Genomic DNA, 22,278 nt, shown 5'->3' on the forward strand with positions numbered 1-22,278 from the left:
CGCCGGTGTCGGATTTCGCCTCGTGAATCCGACCGGATGCTTTGATTTGATGTTGATTTGATAATAATGGCCTGCGGCTTCGGGCGCAGGCGAATGTCCCCCCACTTCGTCAAGATTGCCATGTCGACTCCCGGCCGCTCCTCCGACGCGCCGATGCGCCCGCTGCCCCGCATCATTTTCTTCAGCCGCTGGCTGCAACTGCCGCTCTATCTCGGCCTGATCGCAGCGCAAGGCGTCTACGTCTACAAGTTTCTCGCCGAACTCTGGCACCTCGTCACCCACGCCGCCAGCTTCGACGAAACGCAGATCATGCTGGTCGTGCTCGGCCTGATCGACGTGGTGATGATCTCGAATCTGCTCATCATGGTGATCATCGGCGGCTATGAGACCTTCGTCTCCCGCCTCGGTGTGGAAGGCCACCCCGACGAGCCCGAATGGCTCGATCACGTGAACGCCGGCGTGCTCAAGGTGAAGCTCTCGATGGCGCTCATCAGCATCTCGTCGATCCACCTGCTCAAGACGTTTATCGATGCGTCCCAGCAAACGCCGCACACGATCATGTGGCAAGTCATCATCCACATCTCGTTCCTGCTTTCCGCCGTCGTGATGGCCGTGGTCAACAAGATGACCAACGACAGCCACGCCCCGGCGTACGCTACCCCCCAAGCTGTACCGGCTGTACCTAATAACAATACCCATTAAATCCTCACCAAGTCCCCACTAAGTCGAGAGCCGTTTCATGTCTACCGTCATTAAAGAAGACGACGTCATTCAGAGCGTCGCCGGTGCCCTTCAGTACATCAGCTACTTCCATCCGGACGATTACATCCAAGCGCTGGGCCGTGCCTACGAGGCCGAAGAAAGCCCCGCCGCCAAGGATGCCATCGCGCAAATTCTGACCAACAGCCGCATGTGCGCCGAAGGCCGCCGCCCGCTGTGTCAGGACACCGGTATCGTGACCGTCTTCGTGAAGGTCGGCATGAACGTGCAGTGGGATGCCAAGCGCAGCCTCACGGACATGATCAATGAAGGCGTGCGTCAGGCTTACATGCACCCCGAGAACGTGCTGCGCGCCTCGATCGTTGCCCCGCCCGAAGGCGGCCGCAAGAACACGAAGGACAATACGCCCGCCGTCATCCACTACGAAATCGTGGAAGGCGACAAGGTCGACATCACGGTCGCAGCCAAGGGCGGCGGCTCGGAGAACAAGTCGAAGTTCGTGATGCTCAACCCGTCCGACTCGATCGTCGACTGGGTCGTGAAGACCGTGCCGACGATGGGCGCCGGCTGGTGCCCGCCGGGCATGCTCGGCATCGGTATCGGCGGCACGGCCGAGAAGGCCATGGTCCTCGCGAAGGAATCGCTCATGGACCCGATCGACATCCATGACCTGATCAAGCGCGGCCCGCAGAACTGGAACGAAGAGCTGCGTATCGAGCTGTTCGAGAAGGTCAACGCCCTCGGTATCGGCGCGCAAGGCCTCGGCGGCCTCGCCACGGTGCTCGACGTGAAGATTCTCGACTACCCGACGCACGCCGCGTCGAAGCCGGTCGCCATGATCCCGAACTGCGCCGCCACGCGTCACGCGCACTTCACGCTCGACGGCTCGGGCCCCTCGTTCCTCGCCGCCCCGTCGCTCGACGCCTGGCCGAACGTGCACTGGGAACCGAACACCGAGACGAGCAAGCGCGTCGACCTCGACACGCTCACGCCGGAAGAAGTCGCCAGCTGGAAGCCGGGTCAGACGCTGCTGCTCTCGGGCAAGATGCTCACGGGCCGCGACGCCGCTCACAAGCGCATCGCCGACATGATCGCCAAGGGCGAGCCGCTGCCGGTCGACTTCAATGGCCGCGCGATTTACTACGTCGGCCCGGTCGATCCGGTGCGTGACGAAGTCGTCGGCCCGGCCGGTCCGACCACGTCCACGCGCATGGACAAGTTCACCGACATGATGCTGTCGAAGACGGGCCTCGCGGTCATGATCGGCAAGTCGGAACGTGGCCCGGCCGCCATCGAAGCGATCAAGAAGCACAAGGCTGCGTACCTGATGGCCGTGGGCGGTGCCGCTTATCTGGTGTCGAAGGCGATTCGCGCCGCACGCGTGCTGGCCTTCGAAGACCTCGGCATGGAAGCCATCTACGAATTCGACGTGAAGGACATGCCCGTCACCGTCGCGGTGGACTCCACCGGCGTGTCGGTGCACCAGACCGGCCCGAAGGAATGGCAAGCCAAGATCGGCAAGATTCCGGTCGCAGCGGCGTAATGCTGTCGTAATGGCGTTGTAGTCAAAGGCCCGGCAATGCCCGGGCCTTTTTCTTGTTGAAAACAGGCCGAATGCAACGCGAATGGATCGCGTTACCATTCGTGTCTCGGTTCACGAAAAGCCTTGCAGGGCTTGGCTTTCCGAGCTTTTCAGGCTATCGTTCAACCGCTTGCAAATTGCACAACTGCATATAGGGATCCGAAATGAAAGGCGACAAGAAAGTCCTCGAACTCCTCAACGCTCAGCTCACCAACGAACTGACCGCGATCAACCAGTACTTTCTGCACGCCCGCATGTACAAGCACTGGGGTCTCGACAAGCTCGGCAAGCACGAGTACGACGAGTCGATCGGTGAGATGAAGCACGCCGACAAGCTCATCGAGCGCATTTTCATGCTCGACGGCCTGCCGAACCTGCAAGACCTGCACAAGCTGCTCATCGGCGAGAACACGGAAGAAATTCTGGCTTGCGATTTGAAGCTGGAATACCTCTCGCAGAAGACCTGCAAGGAAGGCGTGGCGCACTGCGAAACCGTGAAGGACTTCGTCTCGCGCGAAATCTTCAACGAAATCCTGCACGACACGGAAGAGCACATCGACTGGCTGGAAACGCAGATCGAACTGATCGCCAAGGTCGGCCTGCAAAACTACCAACAGTCGGGCATGGCGTCGTTCGAAGACTGAGCGGGTTAGAGAATTACGCACGACACCCGTTGGCAAGTACCGACACAGCGTCGGTGAATACCGCCCAACGGGCTTTGCGCTAGAATTCCGGGGCCGGCCATTTGCCGGCCCTTTTCTGTTTACCATGTCCTCCAACGCGCCGATTGGCGTCTTCGATTCCGGTCTCGGCGGTCTCTCGGTCCTTCAGGCCGTGCGCGCCCTGCTCCCCCACGAGTCGCTGCTCTACGTGGCCGACTCCGCCTTCGCTCCCTACGGCGAACGTCCCGACGCCTTCATCGCCGAACGCAGTCTCGCCGTCGGCCGCTGGCTGCGCGAGCGCGGCGCCAAAGCGTTTGTGGTCGCGTGCAACACGGCCACCGCGCATGGCGTCACCGCCCTGCGGGCCGACGCGCCGTGGCCGGTCGTGGGCGTCGAACCGGGTATCAAGCCGGCCGCCGCTGTGTCGCGCACTGGTGTGATTGGGGTCCTTGCCACGGCCGCCACCCTGCGCAGCGCTCGTTTTGCCGACTTGCTGGCCCGTCACACGGCGCAGGGGCAACGCTTCCTCTGCCAGCCGGGACACGGTCTGGTGGAGTGCATCGAAGCAGGCGATGTGGACTCGCCCGCCGTCATGGCGTTGCTGGAGCGCTACGTCGCGCCAATGGTGGCGCAAGGCGCCGACACGCTGGTGTTGGGCTGCACCCACTACCCGTTCCTGATTCCGGCCATCCGCCAGCGCTTCGGCACGGCGCTCACGCTGATCGACACCGGCGCGGCCATCGCGCGGCAGTTGCAACGCCGTCTGGAAACCGATGGCCTCTGCGCACCGCGCGACCCCGGCGCCAGCGGGAACATGCAATTGTTCACGACGGCCAACGTTCAGGCGCTTCAGACGATGGCGGACCGCTTGCTCGTCAACCCGCCGGTCGCCCAGATCGTCGAAATCGGACAAATCGACGGGACCGCGTGGCCCCGGATCGATGCACCAGTCAAAACGGGCTCGGCACTCGCCAACTGAGATTTAGCGGCGGCGAATGCCGGTCATCGGCCGCTGCCGCCCGTCCCACGGGCTTCTGCCCCACGCATCGCCCGGCAAACCTTCCCATAGTTCCCAACTGTTTAGCCCGATTCAAACACCCGTATATCCATGAGCGTGCTATGGGATAGGGTATTTAGGCTTGCAAAATCTGATCGGTTAAATAATAATTATTCTCATTAGTGTTACATTTTGACGTTTTCATCATGATCGTTTGCGTCTGCAAATCCGTCTCCGAGCGCCAGATCAAGGCCTGTCTCGACGCTGGCGCCACTTCGATGGAAGATCTCCAGATCGACCTCGGCGTGGCCCTGTGCTGCGGCAAGTGCGGTCCGTTCGTTCAAGAAATGGTGGCCGGTGCGTCGCCGTGCTGCGGCCGCTCGTGCGGTGGCTGCTGCCAGTCCGCCTGCGACGTCACCACGACGACCACGACGGAAGTCGTCGTCATGCAAGAACTCGCGTTGGCAGCGTAATTCAGCGTTCGCGCCCGCCTCTGATTCATGAGCGCCGGGTAGCGCCTGTAACGTGTCATCCGGTAGGATTTCGCCATTGCGACAGGGCAGCAACGTCGCGACGGCAAGGGAGCCAGCCAGGCGTCTCGCATGCGGTCAACCGCATCAGGCGGCCATGCGCCAGCCAGCGATTCGCGTCACCCACGGAGGTGTCAAATGGAACTCCTGATTGGCTTTGTCTCAACGTTATGCTTATCGTTCTTCCTGTTTCGAAGGTGAGTGCCCGGCAATCTCTCGGTTCACTGCTTTCGCGACATTCGCAGTTTTCGCCGACCGCGCCCCTTGGCGCGGTTTTCCTTTGATCGCACGTCCGGCCTTTCCGAACTCCCGAGTTCCGCACACCGCGCTTCTCTCACCGTTCACCGCCGCAATTAGCGTACCCTAGCCGTTACCATGTCGACCGTGCCCCCTACGACCCTCGCGCTCATGCCGAGCCGCGATCCGTTGATGTCGCCGCGAGCTATCGCGGTCGCCACAGCGATCGTAGTCGTCCATATTGCCGCCCTGATCGGGCTTTCGTTGATGCACAACGAACCCGAGAAGGCAACGATCGAGCCGACGACGTTTACCGCGACGATCATTCCGCTCACCCCTGCGCCCACGCCGCCGCAACCGGCGCCGCCCAAGCCGCAACCCGAACCGCCCAAGCCGAAGGTCGCGCCGCCGCCGCCCAAGCCGCGCGTGCAGCCGCAAAACGCCATCACGCAGAAAGCCGAGCCTGTTGCACCGCCGGCCCCGGCCGAGCCGACGCAGAACGCTGCCCCGACACCGCCCGCACCGCCCGCGCCGACGCCGGCCCCCGCACCGTCGGGTCCGATCGAAGGTCTGGCCGTCAAGTGCGACGAGCCGCGCGTGGTCTATCCTACGCAATCACGACGCGTTGGCGAGGAAGGCACCGTCACGCTGCGTCTGGTGATCGATACGCGTGGCGTGGTGTCGACGGCCAATATCGTCAAGTCGAGCGGTTTCCCCCGTCTCGATCAGGCGGCCCGCACCGCCGCGCTGGCGATGCGCTGTGCGCCCCCGATGCAGGGCGGCCGCGCGGTGGAAGCCGCAGCGACCAAACCGTTTAATTTCAATCTCAACGATTAACGTAACGATTCACGAACTGGATCTCCCGAGGAACGCAAAATGCAAGAGTATGGTTTGAGCCACGTCTGGGCGCAGGGCGATTTCGTCACCCGTGCCATCGCGATCGTGTTGTTGGTGATGTCGGTGCTGTCCTGGACGGTCATCCTCATCAAGGGCACGCAGATCTTCCGCCTGAGCCGCCTCACGCGCACGGCCGAGCCGGACTTCTGGCATTCGGAAAACTTCACCGCCGGTCTGCAAAAGCTGGGCGAATCGTCGGGCAGCAACAACCCGTTCCTCGCACTGGCACTCGCCGGTCAGGACGCGGCCGAACATCACCGCCAGAGCCAGCCGCATCTGCACGACAAGATGGACGTGAGCGACTGGATCACGCGCGCGCTGAAGAACTCGGTGGACGACACCGTCTCGCGCCTGCAAAGCGGTCTGGCCATGCTGGCCTCGATCGGTTCGACCTCGCCGTTCGTCGGCCTGTTCGGCACGGTGTGGGGTATCTATCACGCCCTGCTGGCGATCGGCGCGTCGGGTCAGACGACCATCGACAAGGTGGCCGGCCCGGTGGGTGAAGCCCTGATCATGACGGCCTTCGGCCTGTTCGTCGCCATCCCGGCAGTGCTCGGCTACAACGCCCTGACGCGCGGCAACAAGGGCGTGGTCTCGAAGCTGAACCGCTTTGCCCACAGCCTGCACGCCTACTTCCTGACCGGTGCCAGCCTGCATTCGCCGCAGTTCGCGAACAACGTCACGCCGGTGCGCAAGTCCACCCCGGCCAGCGCCAGCTAAGCCGCCGCAAGAGAGAAGGAGTTCGCCATGGCCATGGGGTCTTATAGCAGCGACGAAAGCATGGACGACGGCATGATGAGCGAAATCAACATGACGCCGCTGGTCGACGTTATGCTGGTGCTGCTGATCATCTTCATCGTGACGCTGCCGGTGCTCAACCACGCCGTCAAGCTCGACCTGCCGCAGGCAAGCAGCCAGCCGGAAGACACCAAGCCGGCCAAGATCGATCTGTCGATTCAGGCCGACGGCACGGTCTTCTGGGACAAGCAGCCGGTCGACGAGGCCACGCTGCACGCCCGCCTGCAACAAGCCGCCGACGCGCAGCCGCAACCCGAGCTGCACCTGTTCGCCGACAAGAACGTGCGTTACGAGAGCGTCGCCAAGGTGCTCGCCGACGCGCAATCGGCTGGCGTCACCAAACTGGGCTTCGTGACCGAACCGGCCAAGTAAGCGTCCGGGCAATTCACAAGTTGCAGAAGTCGTACAGAAGTCGAAAAGCGCGGTTTTCATCACCGCGCTTTTTTTCGTCTTGTGCCACGACTTCCGCCCGATTGTTCCAATCGGGTAACAATCCTTCCCCGCTTGAGGGCTACTCCCCGCCCCACTCGCCCCGATATAGTCTGCACATGACAACGGACTGATTACGCCACGGCGTGTCAGCCCTCCACAGGAGAGTCCCCTCATGAGCACGACCTACACCCGCCCGGTTGCCCGCGTCTTCACGGCTGCGCAAACGCAGGAAGGTGCCGGCTTTTACGTCAACCGCCCGTTCCCCACGCGCATGCTGATGGACTTCGATCCGTTTTTGCTGCTCGACGAGATGGGCCCGATGCAGGTCGCCCCCGGCGATGCCAAGGGCGCGCCTGACCATCCGCACCGCGGCTTCGAGACGGTGACGTATTTGCTCGCCGGCGAAATGGAACACCGCGACTCGCAAGGTCACGCAGGCAAACTCACGCCCGGTGACGTGCAGTGGATGACGGCCGGGGCCGGTGTCATTCACTCCGAGATGCCGTCGAAGGCGTTTCAGGAACGTGGCGGTGAAATGCACGGCTTTCAGCTCTGGGTGAACCTGCCGCGCGTGGACAAGTTGATGACGCCGCGCTATCAGGAACTGCCGGCCGCCGGTATTCCGAGCGCCACCAGCGCGGACGGCAAGGTGTCGGTGCGCGTGATTGCCGGTGAAGCCCTCGGTACGAAGGCCGCGATCGAGACCCGCACGCCGATTCTGTATCAGCACTTCACGCTGCAACCGCAGGCGCTGCTCGAACAGGCAGTACCGGCCGACTTCAACGTGTTTGCGTATGTGGTCGACGGGGAAGGCGAGTTCGGTACGGAAGCATCGGCGGCCAAGAAGCACCAGATGGTCGTGTTCGGCAGCAACGATGACGGCAAAGGCGAAGGCGTGACCGTACGCAACGTCAGCGACAAGCCGCTGTCGTTCCTGCTGATCGGTGGCAAGCCGCTGGGCGAACCGGTCGCACGCTACGGCCCGTTTGTGATGAATACGGAAGGCGAGATTCGTCAGGCGATTCTCGATTTTCAAGCGGGACGTATGGGCCACATTCCGGCCACGGGTTCCGCAGCCTGATCGAAGCCCATCCGACGTATCGACGTAGCGGCAGTAAGACGAACGGCGGGTATCAAGGTGCGAGGGTGCACCGAGATACCCGCCGCCGCACTTGAGGGACCAATTTGGGTCACAATGACACGCAGAGTGCGTTGTGATCCATTGGAGCATCTAACAGGAGTTGTTATGAGCGCAGAAGCGATTGTCACCGCCCATCTGGGTGCGGCCGGTTTTACTACGCGCCTGTCGGATGGCAAGCACGAATGGATCGGCGACGAACCCGCCTCGCTGGGTGGCGGCGATCTGGGCCCGATGCCCTCTGCGCTGCTGCTCTCGAGTCTGGGCGCCTGCACGTCGATCACGTTGCAGATGTATGCCCGCCGCAAAGAGTGGCCGCTCAAGGAAGTGAAGGTCACGCTGGCCATGAATCCGGATGGCAAACCCGCGGCAGGCACGACGCAAATCACACGCAAGATCGAGCTCGGTGGCGATCTGTCGGAAGAACAACGTCAGCGCCTCTTGGAAATCGCCAACGCGTGCCCAATTCACAAGGTGTTGTCGGGTACGATCGCGATCGACAGTTCACTCATCGAGTAACGCGGCGACGGATGGCCGTCATTGCTGTGGATACGCGTCACAGCCCGCACCTGCTCCGCCGGCCCGCCAATGTGGCGCGCTGGCGGTTATCGATTCAAGGGGAAATTTCTTGCAGTACGAACACCTGATCGAGGTCAACGACCTCCTGAACCCGCTGGCCTTTTCGCTCTCGCGCGAACAACTCTGGAACGGGCTCGTGCTGCGCGCCGAGCAGCCGGCAAACTTCGTGCTGGGTCTGGACGAGTGCATCCTGCATGCGCGCACCGACGACACGCTGGAGCGCGAACTGCGCTTCGGCCAAGCCGTGGTGCGCGATCGCGTGATCTTCACGGCGCTGCAATCGGTGCGCTACGAGACCGCCGCCACCGAGCAGCACGCGGGCGGCACGCTCACGATGGCCATCGAAGAGCCGTCGCCCACGCACTACTTCGTACGCTTCATCTACAGCACCACGCTGCCGGAAGACGCCGCCACGGCCGATACCCGCTACAGCGAGTTCGTGAAATCGGCCTATCGCGAGGCCGACATCGACACCATCGCGCATATTCGCGCGCTCGCCGAGCAAGGCGCCCTCGACTGAGCGGCGCGCTGCCCTTCGGTTGACGTCAGCAGTGACGTCGTGCCGGACGTCTCGTCATCGCGTCCGGCACGACACTCCACGAATTCAATAAATCTATCGCCATTAACAACACAATAGACAAATTCAAATACAAATGGGAATGATTCTCATTTAATATTCTTCTCACAGTCAGACATACGGATGAGCGAGATGAGCGCAAGCCACACCACAGCACGCCAGACCACGCCCGCTACGGCGCCGCGCCGCACCTTGTCGGTGTCGCGTACGCAAGTGGCTAGCCCGGTGGCAGCCAAGCCGGCAAGCACGACACCCGGCCGCGTCCTGACGAGCGACCATCTGCTGCAAGGCACGCAATGCGTGAACATCCTGCACAACGGCCAGACTTACCAACTGCGCGCTACGCGCTACGGCAAGCTGATTCTGACGAAGTAACCGAGGTAAGTTGCAAGAAGCAGTAAGAAGGCGAAGTAAAGAATTTTGGCGGTGGCTTGACCACGACCTTGCCGCCGCCTTCACCGAGTTTTGTGGGGACCACCTCGCCTAAGAGGTGTTTGGCAGTAGCCAGCGAACGCAACGCGATCCCATGTAGTTACGGCAAGCCCCTCTCTACCTGCGTTGCGCGCCAGCCAAGCCACTTTTTTGTCCAGCCACAAGGGTTTCATTGATGTTCTCCTCGTGGCCCAACCTGCCAAGCCTCAGGTTGCGGCCATCCGGCCTGACAAGCCTTTAACCCGTTCGCGAGAGCGGGTTTTTCTTTTTTGGGCTGCCGGATGTGTGGTGGCGCTCAACGCGTCGCGAGACTTTCATCCCGCGACGCAGGCGCTAATTTACGCGCTAACGACAGCAGCAATACCAGCGCGGGCGATTTGCGCGTCCTGCGCCGACTTCACGCCCGACACACCCACGGCACCGATCACATTGCCGTCGACAACGATGGCAACGCCGCCTTCGAGCATGGCCGTGTTCGGCGCGCTCAGGAAGGCGTAGCGGCCGCCATTGATCATCTCTTCGAACACGCCGCTGTCGCGACGGCTCACCGCCGAAGTCTGCGCCTTGCCCAACGACATCATCGCGGTGCTGGGGGCAGCGCCGTCCATGCGATGCAGCGACAACGCGTGGCCACCGTCATCGACGATCGTGATGCACACGTTCCAGCCGTTCGCGGTGGCTTCGGCCACGGCGGCAGCGTTGATCTTTTGTACGTCTTCAGCGGTCAGGACTGCTTTGGTCTTCATATGTCTCTCTCATTCGGGTGGGTGAGCAAAACAGAAAGCCGGCGCTCCGGTCGCGGCACGTGCGGCCGTTCACACGAACTATGCCGCCGCTTCGTGACATCAGGCACACCGAGGGCGGCTCAATGCCCCACGGCAATTGCCATCCACTCGCGCAGCGCGACGCGCGTGGCGCGCATGCCGTCGAGTGTCGGCCACCAGCCGGGAATCGCATCGGGATCCAGCGCGCGCTCGTTGCAGCACGGTGCGGGTACCACCGTGAGTCCGGCGCGGACAAACTGGTCGCGGGCGCGGCGCATATGCCAGGCGCTCGTCACCAGATAGACGCGCGTGACGCCGGCATTGGCCAGCATGCGCGCACTGAACGTGGCGTTTTGCGCCGTGTTCAGCGATTGGGCCTCGGTCCAGCGGACCGGGACGCCGAATTCGTCGGAGAGCACTTGCGCCATCAGGCGGCCCTCCGCAATGGGATAGCCCGACGGCGCACCGCCGGACACGAGAACGGGAAGTTGGGCCCGGCGCGCGAGAAACGCGCCGTAGCGCACGCGGCCAAGGGTCATCTCACTCACATCGGCGCCATCGGGCCGGCCGAATTCCGGCCCGCCCAGACTGGTGCCGCCGCCGAGAATGACCACCGCCTGCGGCAGCTTGGCGGCAGCCTCCGGCGACTGGCGCGCGGCGTCGAGTGCCTTCACATCGATCGGCACCCCGACGTTGAGCGCGTGCGACACGCGGCTTGCGACCCACGGCATGGCCTGAAGCCAAAACGCCAGCACGGCCACGACGGACAGTGTCTTGCCCAGCCGCGGCCAGCGCCGCCAGCAGGCGAACGCCAGCAACGCCAGCACCAGAACATTGGCGGGCGGAAGGAACAGACTGACGAAGAGATTGCGGATAAGCCAATCGGTAGGCATCCGGCCAGTGTACTGGACTGCCTATCCGAGTGCACCCTTTCTCTATGACATTTCTCGTACGATAGGGCGCTTATGCCAGCAACTCATGTCAGCAACTTCTGTCAGCAATTTATGCCAGCAAGCTGCGTAGCATCCAGGCGTTCTTCTCGTGCAACTGCATGCGCTGGGTGAGCAGGTCGGCGGTCGGCTCGTCCGATGCGGCGTCCACGGTCGGGAAGATGCCGCGTGCGGTGCGCGTTACGGCTTCCTGCCCTTCGACCAGTTGGCGAATCATCTCTTCCGCGCTCGGCACGCCCTCGGCCTCGGGAATCGACGACAGCTTTGCGAATTCCTTGTAGGTGCCCGGTGCCGGATAGCCCAGTGCGCGAATCCGCTCGGCAATCTGATCGACCGCCAGCGCCAGTTCGTTGTACTGGCCTTCGAACATCAGATGCAGCGTGTTGAACATCGGACCAGTCACGTTCCAATGAAAGTTGTGCGTCTTCAGATACAGCGTGTACGTGTCGGCGAGCAGGTGATTCAATCCTTCGACGATGCGCTTGCGGTCCTTCTCGCTGATCCCGATATTCACGCTGGCGACGTTGTTTTTCTTAGCCATGATCACTCCGTTCGTTAAGTTCACTTTATTGGCCCTCGCGGGCACGCTCTCGCGAAATCGGCAGGCTTGCGGTGTCACGGCTTGCCGCCTGCCCTGTCACCAGAATCGAGTGACGATGCGAGGCACACTATTTGTCTGATGCGGCAACGCAATGAATGTTCCGGTTACACTGCGCCCATGCCTGCCGACCTAGCCCGATTCCTGTCGATGTCCAGCCTGTCCGGTTCTTCAAGTGCGTCCAGCGCCGCCAACGCGCAGGGCGACAGCGCTGATGCCGCCCTGCCCCGTCAACTTCTGGTGACGCCGGAAGTCACGTCACGCGCAGAGATCGCGTCGTTTGCGTCACGGCTCGCACAGGCGCTCGCGCGCGGCACCCGGCTTGTGCAACTCCGTAACCGTTCACTCGATGCCGACGGCTATCGCGCACTTGCGGAATCGGCGCTGGCACTCACGCATGCGGCAGGCGCGCAGTTGCTGCTCAATCCACGCGCCGACGTTGCCGATCTCTGGCTCGACGCCGCGAAGGGTCTTCACGCCGACACGGTGCCGCATGCCGACGGCTGGCATCTCACGAGTGCGCGGCTGTTGGCCTGCCGTGAGCGGCCGACCGGCTGGAAACTCGTGAGCGCCGCCTGTCATGACACTGAGCAACTCGTACACGCCGGTCGTCTTGGCGTCGACTTCGTGACGCTCTCACCGGTACTCGCTACCGCCACGCATCCCGACGCCACGCCCCTCGGCTGGCCGGCGTTCGCCGCGCTCGCCGCACAGACAACGTTGCCGGTCTTCGCGCTCGGCGGCATGCGTGCCGACAGCCTGACGGCCGCGCGTCACGCGGGCGCCTACGGCATCGCTGCCATCCGAGCGTTCTGGCCAGCCAGCTAAGCGTTACGACTTCGCCAGCGCCTCGCGCGCCGCCTTCACGCCCTGCGCGTAGGCCGGATCGATCTTGCCGAAATGCTCCAACTGGCGGTCCGCCACATCGTCGGGCACGCCCTGCATCGACGCGGCGACATTGCCGAACAGGCGCGCTTTCTGTGCATCGTCGAACAAGCGGAACAACGCGCGCGGCTGCGAGTAGTAATCGTCGTCGACGCGATGGTCGTAACGATCGGCAACCGCTCCGACGGCTTCGGGCGGATCACGAAACTCGGGTTGATCGGCGAACGCGCCGTAGCGGTTCGGCTGATAGTTCGTCGTGCCGCCCAGATTGCCGTCCACACGCATCGCACCATCGCGATGGAAGCTGTTGTGGAACGGGCATTTCGGTGCGTTCACCGGAATCGCGCTGTGGTTCACCCCAAGACGATAACGCTGCGTATCGCCGTACGAGAACAGGCGCCCCTGCAACATGCGATCGGGCGAGAAGCTGATGCCCGGCACCACATTCGCCGGGTTGAACGCCGCCTGCTCCACTTCCGCGAAGTAGTTCTCCGGGTTGCGATTGAGTTCAAGCACGCCCACGTCGATCAACGGGTAGTCGCCATGCGGCCAGACCTTCGTCAGATCGAACGGATTGATGGCGTACGTTGCCGCGTCGGCCTCCGGCATCACCTGCACCTGCATGCGCCAGCGCGGGAAGTTGCCCGCTTCGATGGCATCGAACAGATCGCGTTGCGCGCTCTCGCGGTCACCGGCGACAACTTCAGCGGCTTGTGCGTTGGTCAGGTTCTCGACACCCTGCATCGACTTGAAGTGGAACTTCACCCAGAACCGTTCGTTCGCCGCATTGATGAAGCTGAACGTGTGCGAGCCGAAGCCGTGCTGCTGGCGGTAGTTCGCAGGCAAGCCACGGTCGCTCATGAGAATGGTGACCTGATGCAGCGATTCGGGGTGACGCGACCAGAAGTCCCATGCGGCCGTCGGGTTACGCAGGTTGGTCTTCGGGTCGCGCTTCTGCGTATGGATGAAGTCGGGGAACTTGAGCGGATCGCGCACGAAGAACACTGGCGTGTTGTTGCCCACGAGATCCCAGTTGCCTTCATCGGTATAGAACTTCAACGCGAAGCCGCGCACGTCGCGTTCGGCGTCGGCCGCGCCACGCTCGCCGGCCACCGTCGAGAAGCGCAGGAACACCGGGGTTTCTTTGCCAATGCCTTCGAACACGCGGGCACGGCTGAAACGGGTGATGTCGTGCGTGATGGTGAGCTTGCCGTAGGCGCCGGAACCCTTGGCGTGCACACGACGCTCGGGAATCACTTCGCGGTCGAAGTGGGCGAGTTTTTCGAGGAACCACACGTCTTGCAGCAGCGCCGGGCCGCGCGGGCCGGCAGTGATCGTGTTCTGGTTGTCGGGCACCGGTGCACCGGCGGCGGTCGTGAGTTTCTTGGGATTCGTGGAATCGGACATGCGACGCTCTCCTGTTTCTTGATCGGTCAGCCTGTCGGGCAGGCTGTGGGGGGGAATGGGCTTACGCCGCCATCTGCGCAAACTCGGCAAGCACGTGCTCCAGCGTGGCTTCGATGTCGTGCAGATAGGTTTTCAGTGCGGTCATCGTGGTCGCCTCCAGTGGGTCGCAAAGGTTCGCAAACGCGTGTCGCTAGGTTAATAATTCTAATTAAAACAGTCGAATTAATCGTTTTTATCTATCGCATAGCCAAAAGCAATGCGCCGCGGCGGGAAGCAGCGGCGCATGACGTTCTTGGGGGAGAGACGGCCCGGTGGCGGGCCGCAGGCGTCTGGCTGGCCTTGGTTGGCCTCTTAGTTGGCCGTAGCCGGCAGATCGAGCGTGATCACACCGGGCAGATTGCATCGCGCGATGGCCTGCGCCACCGCCTCGATCGCGGGCAGGCGCGTGAAGCTCTTGCGCCATGCGAGCACGACGCGACGATCGGGCACCGGGGCCGAGAACGGCACGTAGCTCAGCAGGCTGTCGGACGCCTGCACTTCAGGCACCGACGTCTTCGGCAACACGGTGATGCCGACGCCGCTCGCTACCATATGGCGAATCGTCTCGAGCGACGAGCCTTCAAAGGTCTTCTGAATGCCATCAGCGTTCTGCGAGAAACGCATGAGCTCCGGGCAGACACCAAGCACGTGATCGCGGAAGCAATGACCGCTGCCCAGCAGCAGCATCGTTTCCTGCTTCAGGTCCCCCGCGTCGATCTGATCACGGTTGGCCCACGGATGGGCGCGCGGCAGCGCCACCACGAACGGCTCGTCGTACAGCGGGCGCACCATCAACCCGCTCTCGGGGAACGGCAGCGCCATGATCGCCGCGTCGATTTCGCCCTGCTTGAGCAATTCGATCAGCTTGAGCGTGTAGTTCTCTTGCAGCATGAGCGGCATCTGCGGCGTGGTCTCGATCATCTGCTTGACCAGCGCGGGCAGAAGATACGGCCCGATCGTGTAGATCACGCCCAGACGCAGCGGCCCGGCGAGCGGGTCGCGCCCCTGCTTGGCAATTTCTTTGATGGCAATGGTCTGTTCGAGCACGCGCTGCGCCTGCGCAACGATCTGCTCACCCAGCGGCGTGACGCTCACCTCAGCGGCGCCACGCTCGAAAATCTGCACATTCAGCTCGTCTTCGAGCTTCTTGATCGCCACCGACAGCGTCGGCTGGCTGACGAAACAGGCTTCCGCTGCGCGACCAAAATGGCGTTCTCGCGCCACCGCCACGATGTACTTGAGTTCCGTGAGGGTCATGTCGTCCTAACCTGTAAATTAATCGGATTACCGCAATCGATAGATTTTGTTTTTTATAGCACAATCGAGCGGTCATTGCCCGTTTTCAGGCGACGTCCGATCGTCGTCGCCGCATTGAGCGGACCCCGGATTCAGCCAATTGCAGCCCGTTTCGATAAGACCGGCTTCTCGCTGAAGCGCACGTCTCCGGTCAGGCTTTCAGATAGTCTTCTCGCGCACCGAGCCAGCGCTCCAGATGCGCCGCCACGGCGCCCGGATGCGAAGCCAGCAGTTGCTCGGCGGCTTCCTGCGCGCCGGGAATCATCCAGCCGTCTTCGTTCAGATCGACGAAGCGCAGCATCGCGGCACCCGATTGCCGCGCCCCGAGAAACTCCCCGGGACCGCGAATTTCGAGGTCGCGACGCGCAATGACGAAGCCGTCGGTCGTCTCGCGCATCGTTTGCAGGCGCGCCTTCGCGCCCATCGACAACGGCGACGCATACATCAGCAAACACACCGATTCGGCGGAACCCCGCCCAACGCGCCCGCGCAACTGGTGCAACTGTGCGAGGCCGAAACGCTCGGCATGTTCAATCACCATCAGTGACGCGTTAGGCACATCCACACCCACTTCGATCACGGTCGTGGCTACCAGCAGATGCGTGTTGCCACGCGTGAAGTCCTCCATCACGGCCGCCTTCTCGGCCGGCGAGAGACGTCCGTGGACGAGGCCCACACGTAACTCGGGCAGCGCGACCATCAGTTGCGCATGGGTGTCGACGGCGGTCTGCAATTGCAGCGCCTCGCTTTCCTCGATGAGCGGACACACCCAGTAGACCTGACGCCCGGCCAGCGCCGCCGCACGCACACGGTCGACCACTTCGGCGCGCCGCGTGTCGCTGATCAGCTTGGTCACCACCGGGCTGCGGCCCGGCGGCAGTTCGTCAATCACGGAGACGTCGAGATCGGCGTAGTACGTCATGGCGAGCGTGCGCGGAATCGGCGTCGCACTCATCATCAACTGGTGCGGCATGGCGTTCGCGCCCATCCCCGCCGTCTGCATCTTGCTGCGCAACGCCAGACGCTGCGCAACACCGAAACGGTGCTGCTCGTCGACGACTGCCATACCGAGGCGCGCAAAAGTCACCGTGTCCTGAATGATCGCGTGCGTGCCGATGACGAGTTGCGCCTCGCCGCTGGCGACACGCGCCAACGCTTCACGCTTCTCTTTCGCCTTCATGCTGCCGGCGAGCCACGCGACCTGCACACCCAGCGGCGTCAGCCACCCGGAGAGCTTGCGCAGATGTTGTTCGGCCAGAATTTCGGTCGGTGCCATGATCGCGGCCTGATATCCGGCGTCGATGGCTTGCGCTGCGGCGAGCGCGGCAATGATCGTCTTGCCGCTGCCCACGTCGCCTTGCAGCAAGCGCTGCATCGGGTGCGGTTCGGTCAGATCCGCGCGAATTTCCGCCCACACGCGCTGCTGCGCGCCGGTGAGCCGGAACGGCAGCGCCGCCTCGAAGCGTTCGAGCAGGCCGCCGGGGACGTGCTTGCCAAGCGAAGGCGCCGCCAGTCGGCGACGTGCGGCCTGTGCCCGCTTGAGCGAGAGTTGCTGCGCCAGAAGCTCTTCACACTTGATGCGCAGCCATGCCGGGTGCGAGCGCTCCATGAGTGACGTCTCGGAGACCTTCGGCGGCGGCGCATGAAGCAAGCGCACGGCGTCGGCGAGCGACGGCAGCGGATGGTCCGGCCCGATCGAGGCTTGCAGGAGCCCGGGCGGCAGCAGTTCCGGGAGCGGCGTGCGCTCCATGGCGTTATGAATGGCTTTGCGCAGATACGCCTGCGACAGACCGGCGGCGCTCGGATAGACCGGCGTGAGCGCTTCAGGCAGCGGCTGCGCGGCGTCGGACACCACGCGATACGACGGGTGCACCATCTCCAGACCGAAGAAGCCGCCGCGGACTTCGCCGCGCACACGCACGCGGGTGCCGACGGAAAGCTGTTTTTGCTGGCTGCCGTAGAAATTCAGAAAACGCAGCACTAATTCGTGCCCTTCGTCTTCGATGCGTACCAGCCATTGGCGTCGCGGACGGTAAGCGACGTCACTCGACGTGACCGTGCCTTCGACCTGCGCGAGTTCACTCGGCAGGACGTCACCGATCTTGCTCAGGCGCGTCTCGTCCTCATACCGCATCGGCAGATGCAGAATCAGATCGATGTCACGCTTGAGGCCGAGTTTGGCCAGCTTGTCCGCACTGCCCTTGCGGGCGGCGCTGCTGCTGCCGGCAGCGGGCTTTTCGGAAGATTTTGAAGACGCTTTTTTGGCGGCGCTTTTGGTGCTGTTTTTGGCCGATGCGCCAGCCGCGGCATCGTCGTTGGCGGAGACACCAGCCTTCGATTTCGCACCGCGCTTCGTGACGGCTTTGCCCCCGGTTTGCGCCGCGTCACCCCGTGCGGACGCGGCGCCGGTGGCAGTGCCATCGGCAGCATCGGCAAGGTCTACAAGGTCGGCGGCAGGCGCTGGGGCAGGCATTCGGCGTTCGGTCATGCAGTCGCGGCGTCGGGCGTTCGCCCTCGGGTGCACGCCTTATCGGCAAGCCATCGGACGAACCAAGTAAAATGTCGGTTGCTACGCATTGTAAACGCTGATGTATACCCTTTCCGATTTCGATTTCGACCTGCCGCCCGAACTGATCGCGCAGACCGCGCTCGCCGAGCGCTCCGCCAGCCGCCTGCTGGAGGTCGACGGCAGCGTCACGCCGCCGCATCTCTACGACCGCCGCTTTGCCGACCTGCCGGGCCTGCTGGCACCGGGCGACCTGCTGGTGTTCAACGATACCCGCGTCATCAAGGCCCGCCTGTTCGGCCAGAAAGCGAGCGGCGGCAAGATCGAAGTGCTCGTCGAGCGTGTGATCGACAGCACCACGGTGCTCGCCCAGATCCGCGCCAGCAAGAGCCCGGGCCCCGGCACCGTCCTGCGGCTGGCCGACGCCTTCGAAGTCACCGTCGGCGAGCGCGTCGACCAGTTCTACACCCTGCATTTCCCGAGCGACTGCTACCCATTGCTGGAAACTTACGGCCGCCTGCCGTTGCCGCCGTATATCGCTCACGAAGCCGATGCGGGTGACGAGACCCGCTACCAGACCGTCTACGCCCGTAACCCGGGCGCTGTGGCCGCACCGACCGCCGGCCTGCACTTCGACGATGCCCTGTTCGAACGCCTCGACGCGCTGGGCGTGCAGCGCGCCACGCTCACGCTGCACGTGGGCGCAGGCACCTTCCAGCCGGTGCGCGTGGAGAATCTCGGCGAGCACAAGATGCACTCGGAGTGGTACGAAATCACGCCCGAACTGGTCGATGCGATTGCCGCCACCCGGGCACGCGGCGGCCGCGTGATCGCGGTCGGCACAACGTCGATGCGCGCGCTGGAGTCTGCCGCACAGGCGACGTTGGCTGCGGGCGGTGAGGCGGGTACGCTACGCGCGGGCAGCACTGAGACCGACATCTTCATCACGCCGGGTTACCGCTTCCAGCTGGTCGACCGGATGATCACCAATTTCCACCTGCCCAAGTCGACGCTGCTCATGCTCGTGTCGGCGTTCTCGGGCATGGAGACGATCCGCGCGGCCTACCGTCATGCGATCGAACAGCGCTACCGCTTCTTCAGCTACGGCGACGCGATGATCCTGTCGCGCGTGGAAATGCACGAGGCACCGAAGGCCGCGGCTTGATGGTAGGGCTGGGACGCCACCCTAACCCCTGATAGGACGGCATCCCAAAACGGCCGATTGTGACTCGCAGAGCGTTACGTCGGCCACATCCCCGGAGGCACACTGCGACACGCTCGTTCGCACCTCCGGAGTCTTTCATGCCAGCCCCTGCTTCTTGCTCTTCGCTGCATTTGCGGCATTCCTCGTACACCACTTGTTTCTCCCATCACCGTCGTTCTCGCCAGCGCTCGCTCGCAAGCGTTCTCGCTAGCGTCGCCGCCAGCGTCGCGGTGGCGGTCACGATGACGGTCGGACTGATGGTCGCGTTATGCGGTCCTGCCAACGCGTCCGTGGCCGGGGCGCACCTTCCTGCCCCCGCATCCACACCGGCAACGCCATCGGCGCCTTGTCCGTCCACCTCCGCGCTCGACGGACAAGGCTTTGCCATCGAACGCCTCGATGAACACCACTACGCCATCCATGAGCCGGGGTACTGGCAGCGCAACGTCGCGTATCTGATCGTCGGGAGTGAACGCGCCCTGTTGTTCGACCCGGGCGGCAGCGCCGGCAAGGATATTCGCCGCGCGATTGCGCACCTGACGGACAAGCCGATTCTGGTACTCCCGTCGCATTTGCATTTCGACCACATCGGTGGTCTTAAGCACTTCGATGACATTGCCCTCATCGACCTGCCCTTCACCCGCCAGCTCATCGGCGACGACGGCCGCGTGCGGGTGCCCGCAGAGATACACCTCGGCAAGCGCGAAGGCTTTGATCCGCCCCCGTTTCGCGTGACCCAGTGGCTCGCCCCGGGGCATGCAATCGAACTCGGCGGCCTGACACTCGATGTGCTCTCCCTGCCCGGCCATAGCGCCGACTCCACCGCGCTGATCGAGCGCAACGGCAATCGCATCTGGACCGGCGATCATCTCTACGCGGGGGAGTTGCTGGCACATCTTCCCGGCAGTGACGTGAAGCAGTACCTCGTCTCACACCGCAAGCTGCTGGAATACGTAGACACCAATACGCGGATCTTCGGTGGACACAATGGCGTGCCGGCTCACTGCGATCGCAACGAAAGCACCGGTCCCAATGCTGGCGAAGACATCGCCGTCACCGTGCTGCGCCGGGGCGATGCCTTTGCATTCGCCGAAGCGCTTGAGCGGGCGGTCGTTCGCGAGGACGACACCACGGGCGGAACGCCCATGGAAGATGCGTTCGGGCGCGGTGTGCGCTACCCCATCAACGAGCGTATGACGCTTATCGAACCGGCAAGGCCCGAGCCGGTACAATAGCGGCCTGGCCGCGCATGGGGCGCGTGCCGCTTTATCCCGTCCCGTGCGGGCGCCGGCTTGTTTTGCCGGTGGTGCCGGGGCGCAAGACACATGCTCAAGTTCGAACTCATCACCACCGACGGACAAGCCCGTCGGGGGCGCGTCACGCTCAATCACGGCGTGGTCGAAACGCCCATCTTCATGCCCGTGGGCACTTACGGCTCGGTCAAGGCGATGTCGCCCGTCGAGCTGGTCGAAAACAACGCCCAGATCATCCTCGGCAATACGTTCCACCTGTGGCTGCGCCCGGGTCTGGAGACGATTGCCGCGCACGGCGGACTGCACAAGTTCATGGGCTGGGACAAGCCGATCCTGACCGATTCGGGCGGTTTTCAGGTCTTCAGCCTCGGTGAACTGCGCAAAATCAGCGAAGAAGGCGTGAAATTCGCCTCGCCAGTCAACGGCGACCGGCTTTTCCTCTCCCCTGAAATCTCGATGCAGATTCAGCGCGTGCTGAATTCGGACATCGTCATGCAGTTCGACGAGTGCACGCCGTACGAGATCGACGGCCGCCCGGCCACCGAAACTGAAGCCGGTCAGTCGATGCGCATGTCGATGCGCTGGGCCAAGCGCTCGATCGACGAATTCAACAAACTGGAAAACCCGAACGCCCTGTTCGGCATTGTGCAGGGCGGGATGTACGAGAACCTGCGCGACGAGTCGCTCGCCGGGCTGTCGGAATTGCCGTTCCACGGCTACGCAATCGGCGGATTGTCGGTCGGCGAGCCGAAGGAAGACATGATGCGCGTGCTCAACCACGTCGCCCCGCGCCTGCCGGCGGACAAGCCGCATTACCTGATGGGCGTGGGCACACCGGAAGATCTGGTGGCAGGCGTGGCCGCAGGTGTGGACATGTTCGATTGCGTCATGCCGACCCGCAATGCGCGTAACGGCTGGCTGTTCACCCGTTTTGGCGATCTGAAAATTCGTAACGCGTCGCACAAGACCGACACGCGTCCGCTGGACGAAACTTGCGGCTGTTACGCCTGTCGAAACTTCTCGCGCGCCTATCTGCACCACTTGCAGCGAGCCGGGGAGATTCTGGGCGCGCGGCTCAACACCATCCACAACCTGCATTACTATCTGACGCTGATGCAGGAAATCCGGGATGCCATCGAGGCCCACCGTTTCGACGCCTTCGTCGCCCAATTCCGGGCCGATCGCGCGCGCGGGGTGCACTGACGGCCGGCGCCTGAGGCTCAGGCACCGAATCCCCGGGGGAATGGGGTCGGGCGGTGGTAAAATGCCGGGCTTGGATCCTGCATCCTCGCACCGAAACACATGCCGCGCGTGACCGGATATTCGGCCACACGCGGCTTTTACACGTCTTACACATAAGGAGAACCGAACGTGCTGATTTCAGAAGCCTTCGCCCAGACGGCTGGCGCCGCCAGCTCGACCAGCAACCTGATGAGCTTCCTGCCGCTCGTACTGATGTTCGTGGTGCTGTACTTCATCATGATCCGTCCGCAGATGAAGCGTCAGAAAGAAACCCGCAACATGCTGGCAGCGCTCGCCAAGGGCGACGAAGTCGTGACCTCGGGCGGCCTCGCCGGTCGTATCTCGAAGGTCGGTGAGACCTTCGTGACCGTTGAGATCGCCGAGAACGTCGAGATCAACGTGCAAAAGGGCGCTATCACGACCCTGCTGCCGAAGGGCACCATCAAGGCGCTCTGATCCTTCGCGCAACCGCACGCGGCCGCCATATCCGGCGGCCGCAGCGCATGGCGGTACCCGCCCTTCGGGGCACCGGTACCGCCATGCGTCCGGTCTG

At 63.2% G+C, this 22,278-nt stretch carries 23 protein-coding genes; 17 read left to right on the plus strand and 6 right to left on the minus strand.

Translation table 11 applies throughout. The features are described from left to right. Window positions 1-120 precede the first annotated feature (120 nt). From CDV46_RS15730 to hemP, 12 genes are all read left to right on the plus strand, one after another. Window positions 121-702 carry a TIGR00645 family protein gene (locus tag CDV46_RS15730; RefSeq protein WP_058377511.1) on the plus strand — a complete coding sequence of 194 codons (582 nt, stop codon included), beginning with the start codon at window positions 121-123 and terminating at the stop codon, window positions 700-702. 37 nt (window positions 703-739) lie between these two features. Next, entirely contained in the window at window positions 740-2,263 is a 1,524-nt protein-coding gene (locus tag CDV46_RS15735; protein WP_058377510.1) for a fumarate hydratase, read from the plus strand. Between the two features lie 203 nt (window positions 2,264-2,466). Further along, the gene (gene bfr, locus CDV46_RS15740; protein ID WP_058377509.1) at window positions 2,467-2,946 is read left to right on the plus strand and encodes a bacterioferritin; all 480 of its coding nucleotides are present in this window, start codon (window positions 2,467-2,469) and stop codon (window positions 2,944-2,946) included. Between the two features lie 124 nt (window positions 2,947-3,070). Further along, on the plus strand, window positions 3,071-3,943 hold the full coding sequence (murI, locus tag CDV46_RS15745; protein WP_087723541.1) for a glutamate racemase: 873 nt from the start codon (window positions 3,071-3,073) through the stop codon (window positions 3,941-3,943). A gap of 224 nt (window positions 3,944-4,167) precedes the next feature. Continuing rightward, the gene (locus tag CDV46_RS15750) at window positions 4,168-4,434 is read left to right on the plus strand and encodes a (2Fe-2S)-binding protein (RefSeq protein WP_058377508.1); all 267 of its coding nucleotides are present in this window, start codon (window positions 4,168-4,170) and stop codon (window positions 4,432-4,434) included. 432 nt (window positions 4,435-4,866) lie between these two features. Beyond that, window positions 4,867-5,565 carry an energy transducer TonB gene (locus tag CDV46_RS27165; RefSeq protein WP_058377507.1) on the plus strand — a complete coding sequence of 233 codons (699 nt, stop codon included), beginning with the start codon at window positions 4,867-4,869 and terminating at the stop codon, window positions 5,563-5,565. Between the two features lie 39 nt (window positions 5,566-5,604). Further along, window positions 5,605-6,345, plus strand: coding sequence for a MotA/TolQ/ExbB proton channel family protein (locus tag CDV46_RS15760; RefSeq protein WP_058377506.1), 741 nt, complete (start codon window positions 5,605-5,607; stop codon window positions 6,343-6,345). A 27-nt stretch (window positions 6,346-6,372) separates the two neighbouring features. Beyond that, window positions 6,373-6,795, plus strand: a complete 423-nt coding sequence (locus CDV46_RS15765; protein WP_058377505.1) for an ExbD/TolR family protein — start codon at window positions 6,373-6,375, stop codon at window positions 6,793-6,795. A 232-nt stretch (window positions 6,796-7,027) separates the two neighbouring features. After that, on the plus strand, window positions 7,028-7,936 hold the full coding sequence (locus CDV46_RS15770) for a pirin family protein (protein WP_087723543.1): 909 nt from the start codon (window positions 7,028-7,030) through the stop codon (window positions 7,934-7,936). Between the two features lie 165 nt (window positions 7,937-8,101). Further along, complete coding sequence (locus CDV46_RS15775; RefSeq protein ID WP_058377503.1) at window positions 8,102-8,512, plus strand: OsmC family protein; 411 nt, start codon at window positions 8,102-8,104, stop codon at window positions 8,510-8,512. Window positions 8,513-8,621: 109 nt separating this feature from the next. Beyond that, window positions 8,622-9,092 carry an SRPBCC family protein gene (locus CDV46_RS15780; protein WP_087689213.1) on the plus strand — a complete coding sequence of 157 codons (471 nt, stop codon included), beginning with the start codon at window positions 8,622-8,624 and terminating at the stop codon, window positions 9,090-9,092. A 180-nt stretch (window positions 9,093-9,272) separates the two neighbouring features. After that, complete coding sequence (gene hemP / locus CDV46_RS15785; protein ID WP_058377501.1) at window positions 9,273-9,524, plus strand: hemin uptake protein HemP; 252 nt, start codon at window positions 9,273-9,275, stop codon at window positions 9,522-9,524. Between the two features lie 395 nt (window positions 9,525-9,919). On the opposite strand, the gene CDV46_RS15790 is transcribed toward hemP, so the two are convergent. From CDV46_RS15790 to CDV46_RS15800, 3 genes are all read right to left on the minus strand, one after another. Continuing rightward, the gene (locus tag CDV46_RS15790; RefSeq protein ID WP_087723545.1) at window positions 9,920-10,327 is read right to left on the minus strand and encodes a GlcG/HbpS family heme-binding protein; all 408 of its coding nucleotides are present in this window, start codon (window positions 10,325-10,327) and stop codon (window positions 9,920-9,922) included. 119 nt (window positions 10,328-10,446) lie between these two features. Continuing rightward, complete coding sequence (locus CDV46_RS15795; protein WP_087723547.1) at window positions 10,447-11,238, minus strand: YdcF family protein; 792 nt, start codon at window positions 11,236-11,238, stop codon at window positions 10,447-10,449. 109 nt (window positions 11,239-11,347) lie between these two features. Next, window positions 11,348-11,836, minus strand: coding sequence for a Dps family protein (locus tag CDV46_RS15800; RefSeq protein WP_058377498.1), 489 nt, complete (start codon window positions 11,834-11,836; stop codon window positions 11,348-11,350). 207 nt (window positions 11,837-12,043) lie between these two features. Between CDV46_RS15800 and CDV46_RS15805 the strand changes: the two genes are divergently transcribed. Beyond that, window positions 12,044-12,721 (plus strand): thiamine phosphate synthase, encoded by a 678-nt coding sequence (locus tag CDV46_RS15805; protein ID WP_087723549.1) that lies wholly within the window; start codon window positions 12,044-12,046, stop codon window positions 12,719-12,721. Between the two features lie 3 nt (window positions 12,722-12,724). Here the strand turns inward: CDV46_RS15805 and CDV46_RS15810 are convergent, their stop codons facing one another. The 3 genes from CDV46_RS15810 to recG all read right to left on the minus strand — a co-directional run bounded on the left by CDV46_RS15810 (window position 12,725) and on the right by recG (window position 17,993). Further along, complete coding sequence (locus CDV46_RS15810) at window positions 12,725-14,185, minus strand: catalase (protein WP_087689223.1); 1,461 nt, start codon at window positions 14,183-14,185, stop codon at window positions 12,725-12,727. 351 nt (window positions 14,186-14,536) lie between these two features. After that, complete coding sequence (locus tag CDV46_RS15815) at window positions 14,537-15,481, minus strand: LysR substrate-binding domain-containing protein (RefSeq protein WP_087689225.1); 945 nt, start codon at window positions 15,479-15,481, stop codon at window positions 14,537-14,539. 190 nt (window positions 15,482-15,671) lie between these two features. Continuing rightward, window positions 15,672-17,993, minus strand: a complete 2,322-nt coding sequence (gene recG, locus CDV46_RS15820; RefSeq protein ID WP_441339339.1) for an ATP-dependent DNA helicase RecG — start codon at window positions 17,991-17,993, stop codon at window positions 15,672-15,674. 115 nt (window positions 17,994-18,108) lie between these two features. Here recG and queA point away from each other — a divergent pair, with 115 nt between their 5' ends. The 4 genes from queA to yajC all read left to right on the plus strand — a co-directional run bounded on the left by queA (window position 18,109) and on the right by yajC (window position 22,181). Beyond that, complete coding sequence (gene queA, locus CDV46_RS15825; RefSeq protein ID WP_087723553.1) at window positions 18,109-19,191, plus strand: tRNA preQ1(34) S-adenosylmethionine ribosyltransferase-isomerase QueA; 1,083 nt, start codon at window positions 18,109-18,111, stop codon at window positions 19,189-19,191. Window positions 19,192-19,328: 137 nt separating this feature from the next. Continuing rightward, a complete protein-coding gene (locus CDV46_RS15830; protein WP_087723556.1) occupies window positions 19,329-20,465 on the plus strand; it encodes an MBL fold metallo-hydrolase in 1,137 nt (378 codons plus the stop codon). Between the two features lie 90 nt (window positions 20,466-20,555). Next, window positions 20,556-21,686: a tRNA guanosine(34) transglycosylase Tgt gene (gene tgt, locus CDV46_RS15835; protein ID WP_087723558.1), complete on the plus strand. Its 1,131-nt coding sequence runs from the start codon at window positions 20,556-20,558 to the stop codon at window positions 21,684-21,686. Between the two features lie 228 nt (window positions 21,687-21,914). After that, complete coding sequence (gene yajC / locus CDV46_RS15840) at window positions 21,915-22,181, plus strand: preprotein translocase subunit YajC (RefSeq protein ID WP_233179920.1); 267 nt, start codon at window positions 21,915-21,917, stop codon at window positions 22,179-22,181. Window positions 22,182-22,278: the final 97 nt, after the last annotated feature.

Source organism: Pandoraea sp. PE-S2T-3 (genome assembly GCF_002179965.1).
Taxonomy (GTDB): domain Bacteria; phylum Pseudomonadota; class Gammaproteobacteria; order Burkholderiales; family Burkholderiaceae; genus Pandoraea.

Coding starts and splice junctions, on each gene's coding strand:
- CDV46_RS15730 (WP_058377511.1), top strand. CDS start 121: ATGTCGACTCCCGGCCGCTCCTCCGACGCGCCGATGCGCCCGCTGCCC.
- CDV46_RS27165 (WP_058377507.1), top strand. CDS start 4,867: ATGTCGACCGTGCCCCCTACGACCCTCGCGCTCATGCCGAGCCGCGAT.
- CDV46_RS15760 (WP_058377506.1), top strand. CDS start 5,605: ATGCAAGAGTATGGTTTGAGCCACGTCTGGGCGCAGGGCGATTTCGTC.
- yajC (WP_233179920.1), top strand. CDS start 21,915: ATGAGCTTCCTGCCGCTCGTACTGATGTTCGTGGTGCTGTACTTCATC.
- CDV46_RS15765 (WP_058377505.1), top strand. CDS start 6,373: ATGGCCATGGGGTCTTATAGCAGCGACGAAAGCATGGACGACGGCATG.
- CDV46_RS15830 (WP_087723556.1), top strand. CDS start 19,329: ATGCCAGCCCCTGCTTCTTGCTCTTCGCTGCATTTGCGGCATTCCTCG.
- CDV46_RS15805 (WP_087723549.1), top strand. CDS start 12,044: ATGTCCAGCCTGTCCGGTTCTTCAAGTGCGTCCAGCGCCGCCAACGCG.
- CDV46_RS15800 (WP_058377498.1), bottom strand. CDS start 11,836: ATGGCTAAGAAAAACAACGTCGCCAGCGTGAATATCGGGATCAGCGAG.
- CDV46_RS15795 (WP_087723547.1), bottom strand. CDS start 11,238: ATGCCTACCGATTGGCTTATCCGCAATCTCTTCGTCAGTCTGTTCCTT.
- murI (WP_087723541.1), top strand. CDS start 3,071: ATGTCCTCCAACGCGCCGATTGGCGTCTTCGATTCCGGTCTCGGCGGT.
- CDV46_RS15790 (WP_087723545.1), bottom strand. CDS start 10,327: ATGAAGACCAAAGCAGTCCTGACCGCTGAAGACGTACAAAAGATCAAC.
- CDV46_RS15735 (WP_058377510.1), top strand. CDS start 740: ATGTCTACCGTCATTAAAGAAGACGACGTCATTCAGAGCGTCGCCGGT.
- bfr (WP_058377509.1), top strand. CDS start 2,467: ATGAAAGGCGACAAGAAAGTCCTCGAACTCCTCAACGCTCAGCTCACC.
- CDV46_RS15775 (WP_058377503.1), top strand. CDS start 8,102: ATGAGCGCAGAAGCGATTGTCACCGCCCATCTGGGTGCGGCCGGTTTT.
- recG (WP_441339339.1), bottom strand. CDS start 17,993: ATGCCTGCCCCAGCGCCTGCCGCCGACCTTGTAGACCTTGCCGATGCT.
- CDV46_RS15810 (WP_087689223.1), bottom strand. CDS start 14,185: ATGTCCGATTCCACGAATCCCAAGAAACTCACGACCGCCGCCGGTGCA.
- hemP (WP_058377501.1), top strand. CDS start 9,273: ATGAGCGAGATGAGCGCAAGCCACACCACAGCACGCCAGACCACGCCC.
- CDV46_RS15815 (WP_087689225.1), bottom strand. CDS start 15,481: ATGACCCTCACGGAACTCAAGTACATCGTGGCGGTGGCGCGAGAACGC.
- queA (WP_087723553.1), top strand. CDS start 18,109: ATGTATACCCTTTCCGATTTCGATTTCGACCTGCCGCCCGAACTGATC.
- CDV46_RS15750 (WP_058377508.1), top strand. CDS start 4,168: ATGATCGTTTGCGTCTGCAAATCCGTCTCCGAGCGCCAGATCAAGGCC.
- CDV46_RS15770 (WP_087723543.1), top strand. CDS start 7,028: ATGAGCACGACCTACACCCGCCCGGTTGCCCGCGTCTTCACGGCTGCG.
- tgt (WP_087723558.1), top strand. CDS start 20,556: ATGCTCAAGTTCGAACTCATCACCACCGACGGACAAGCCCGTCGGGGG.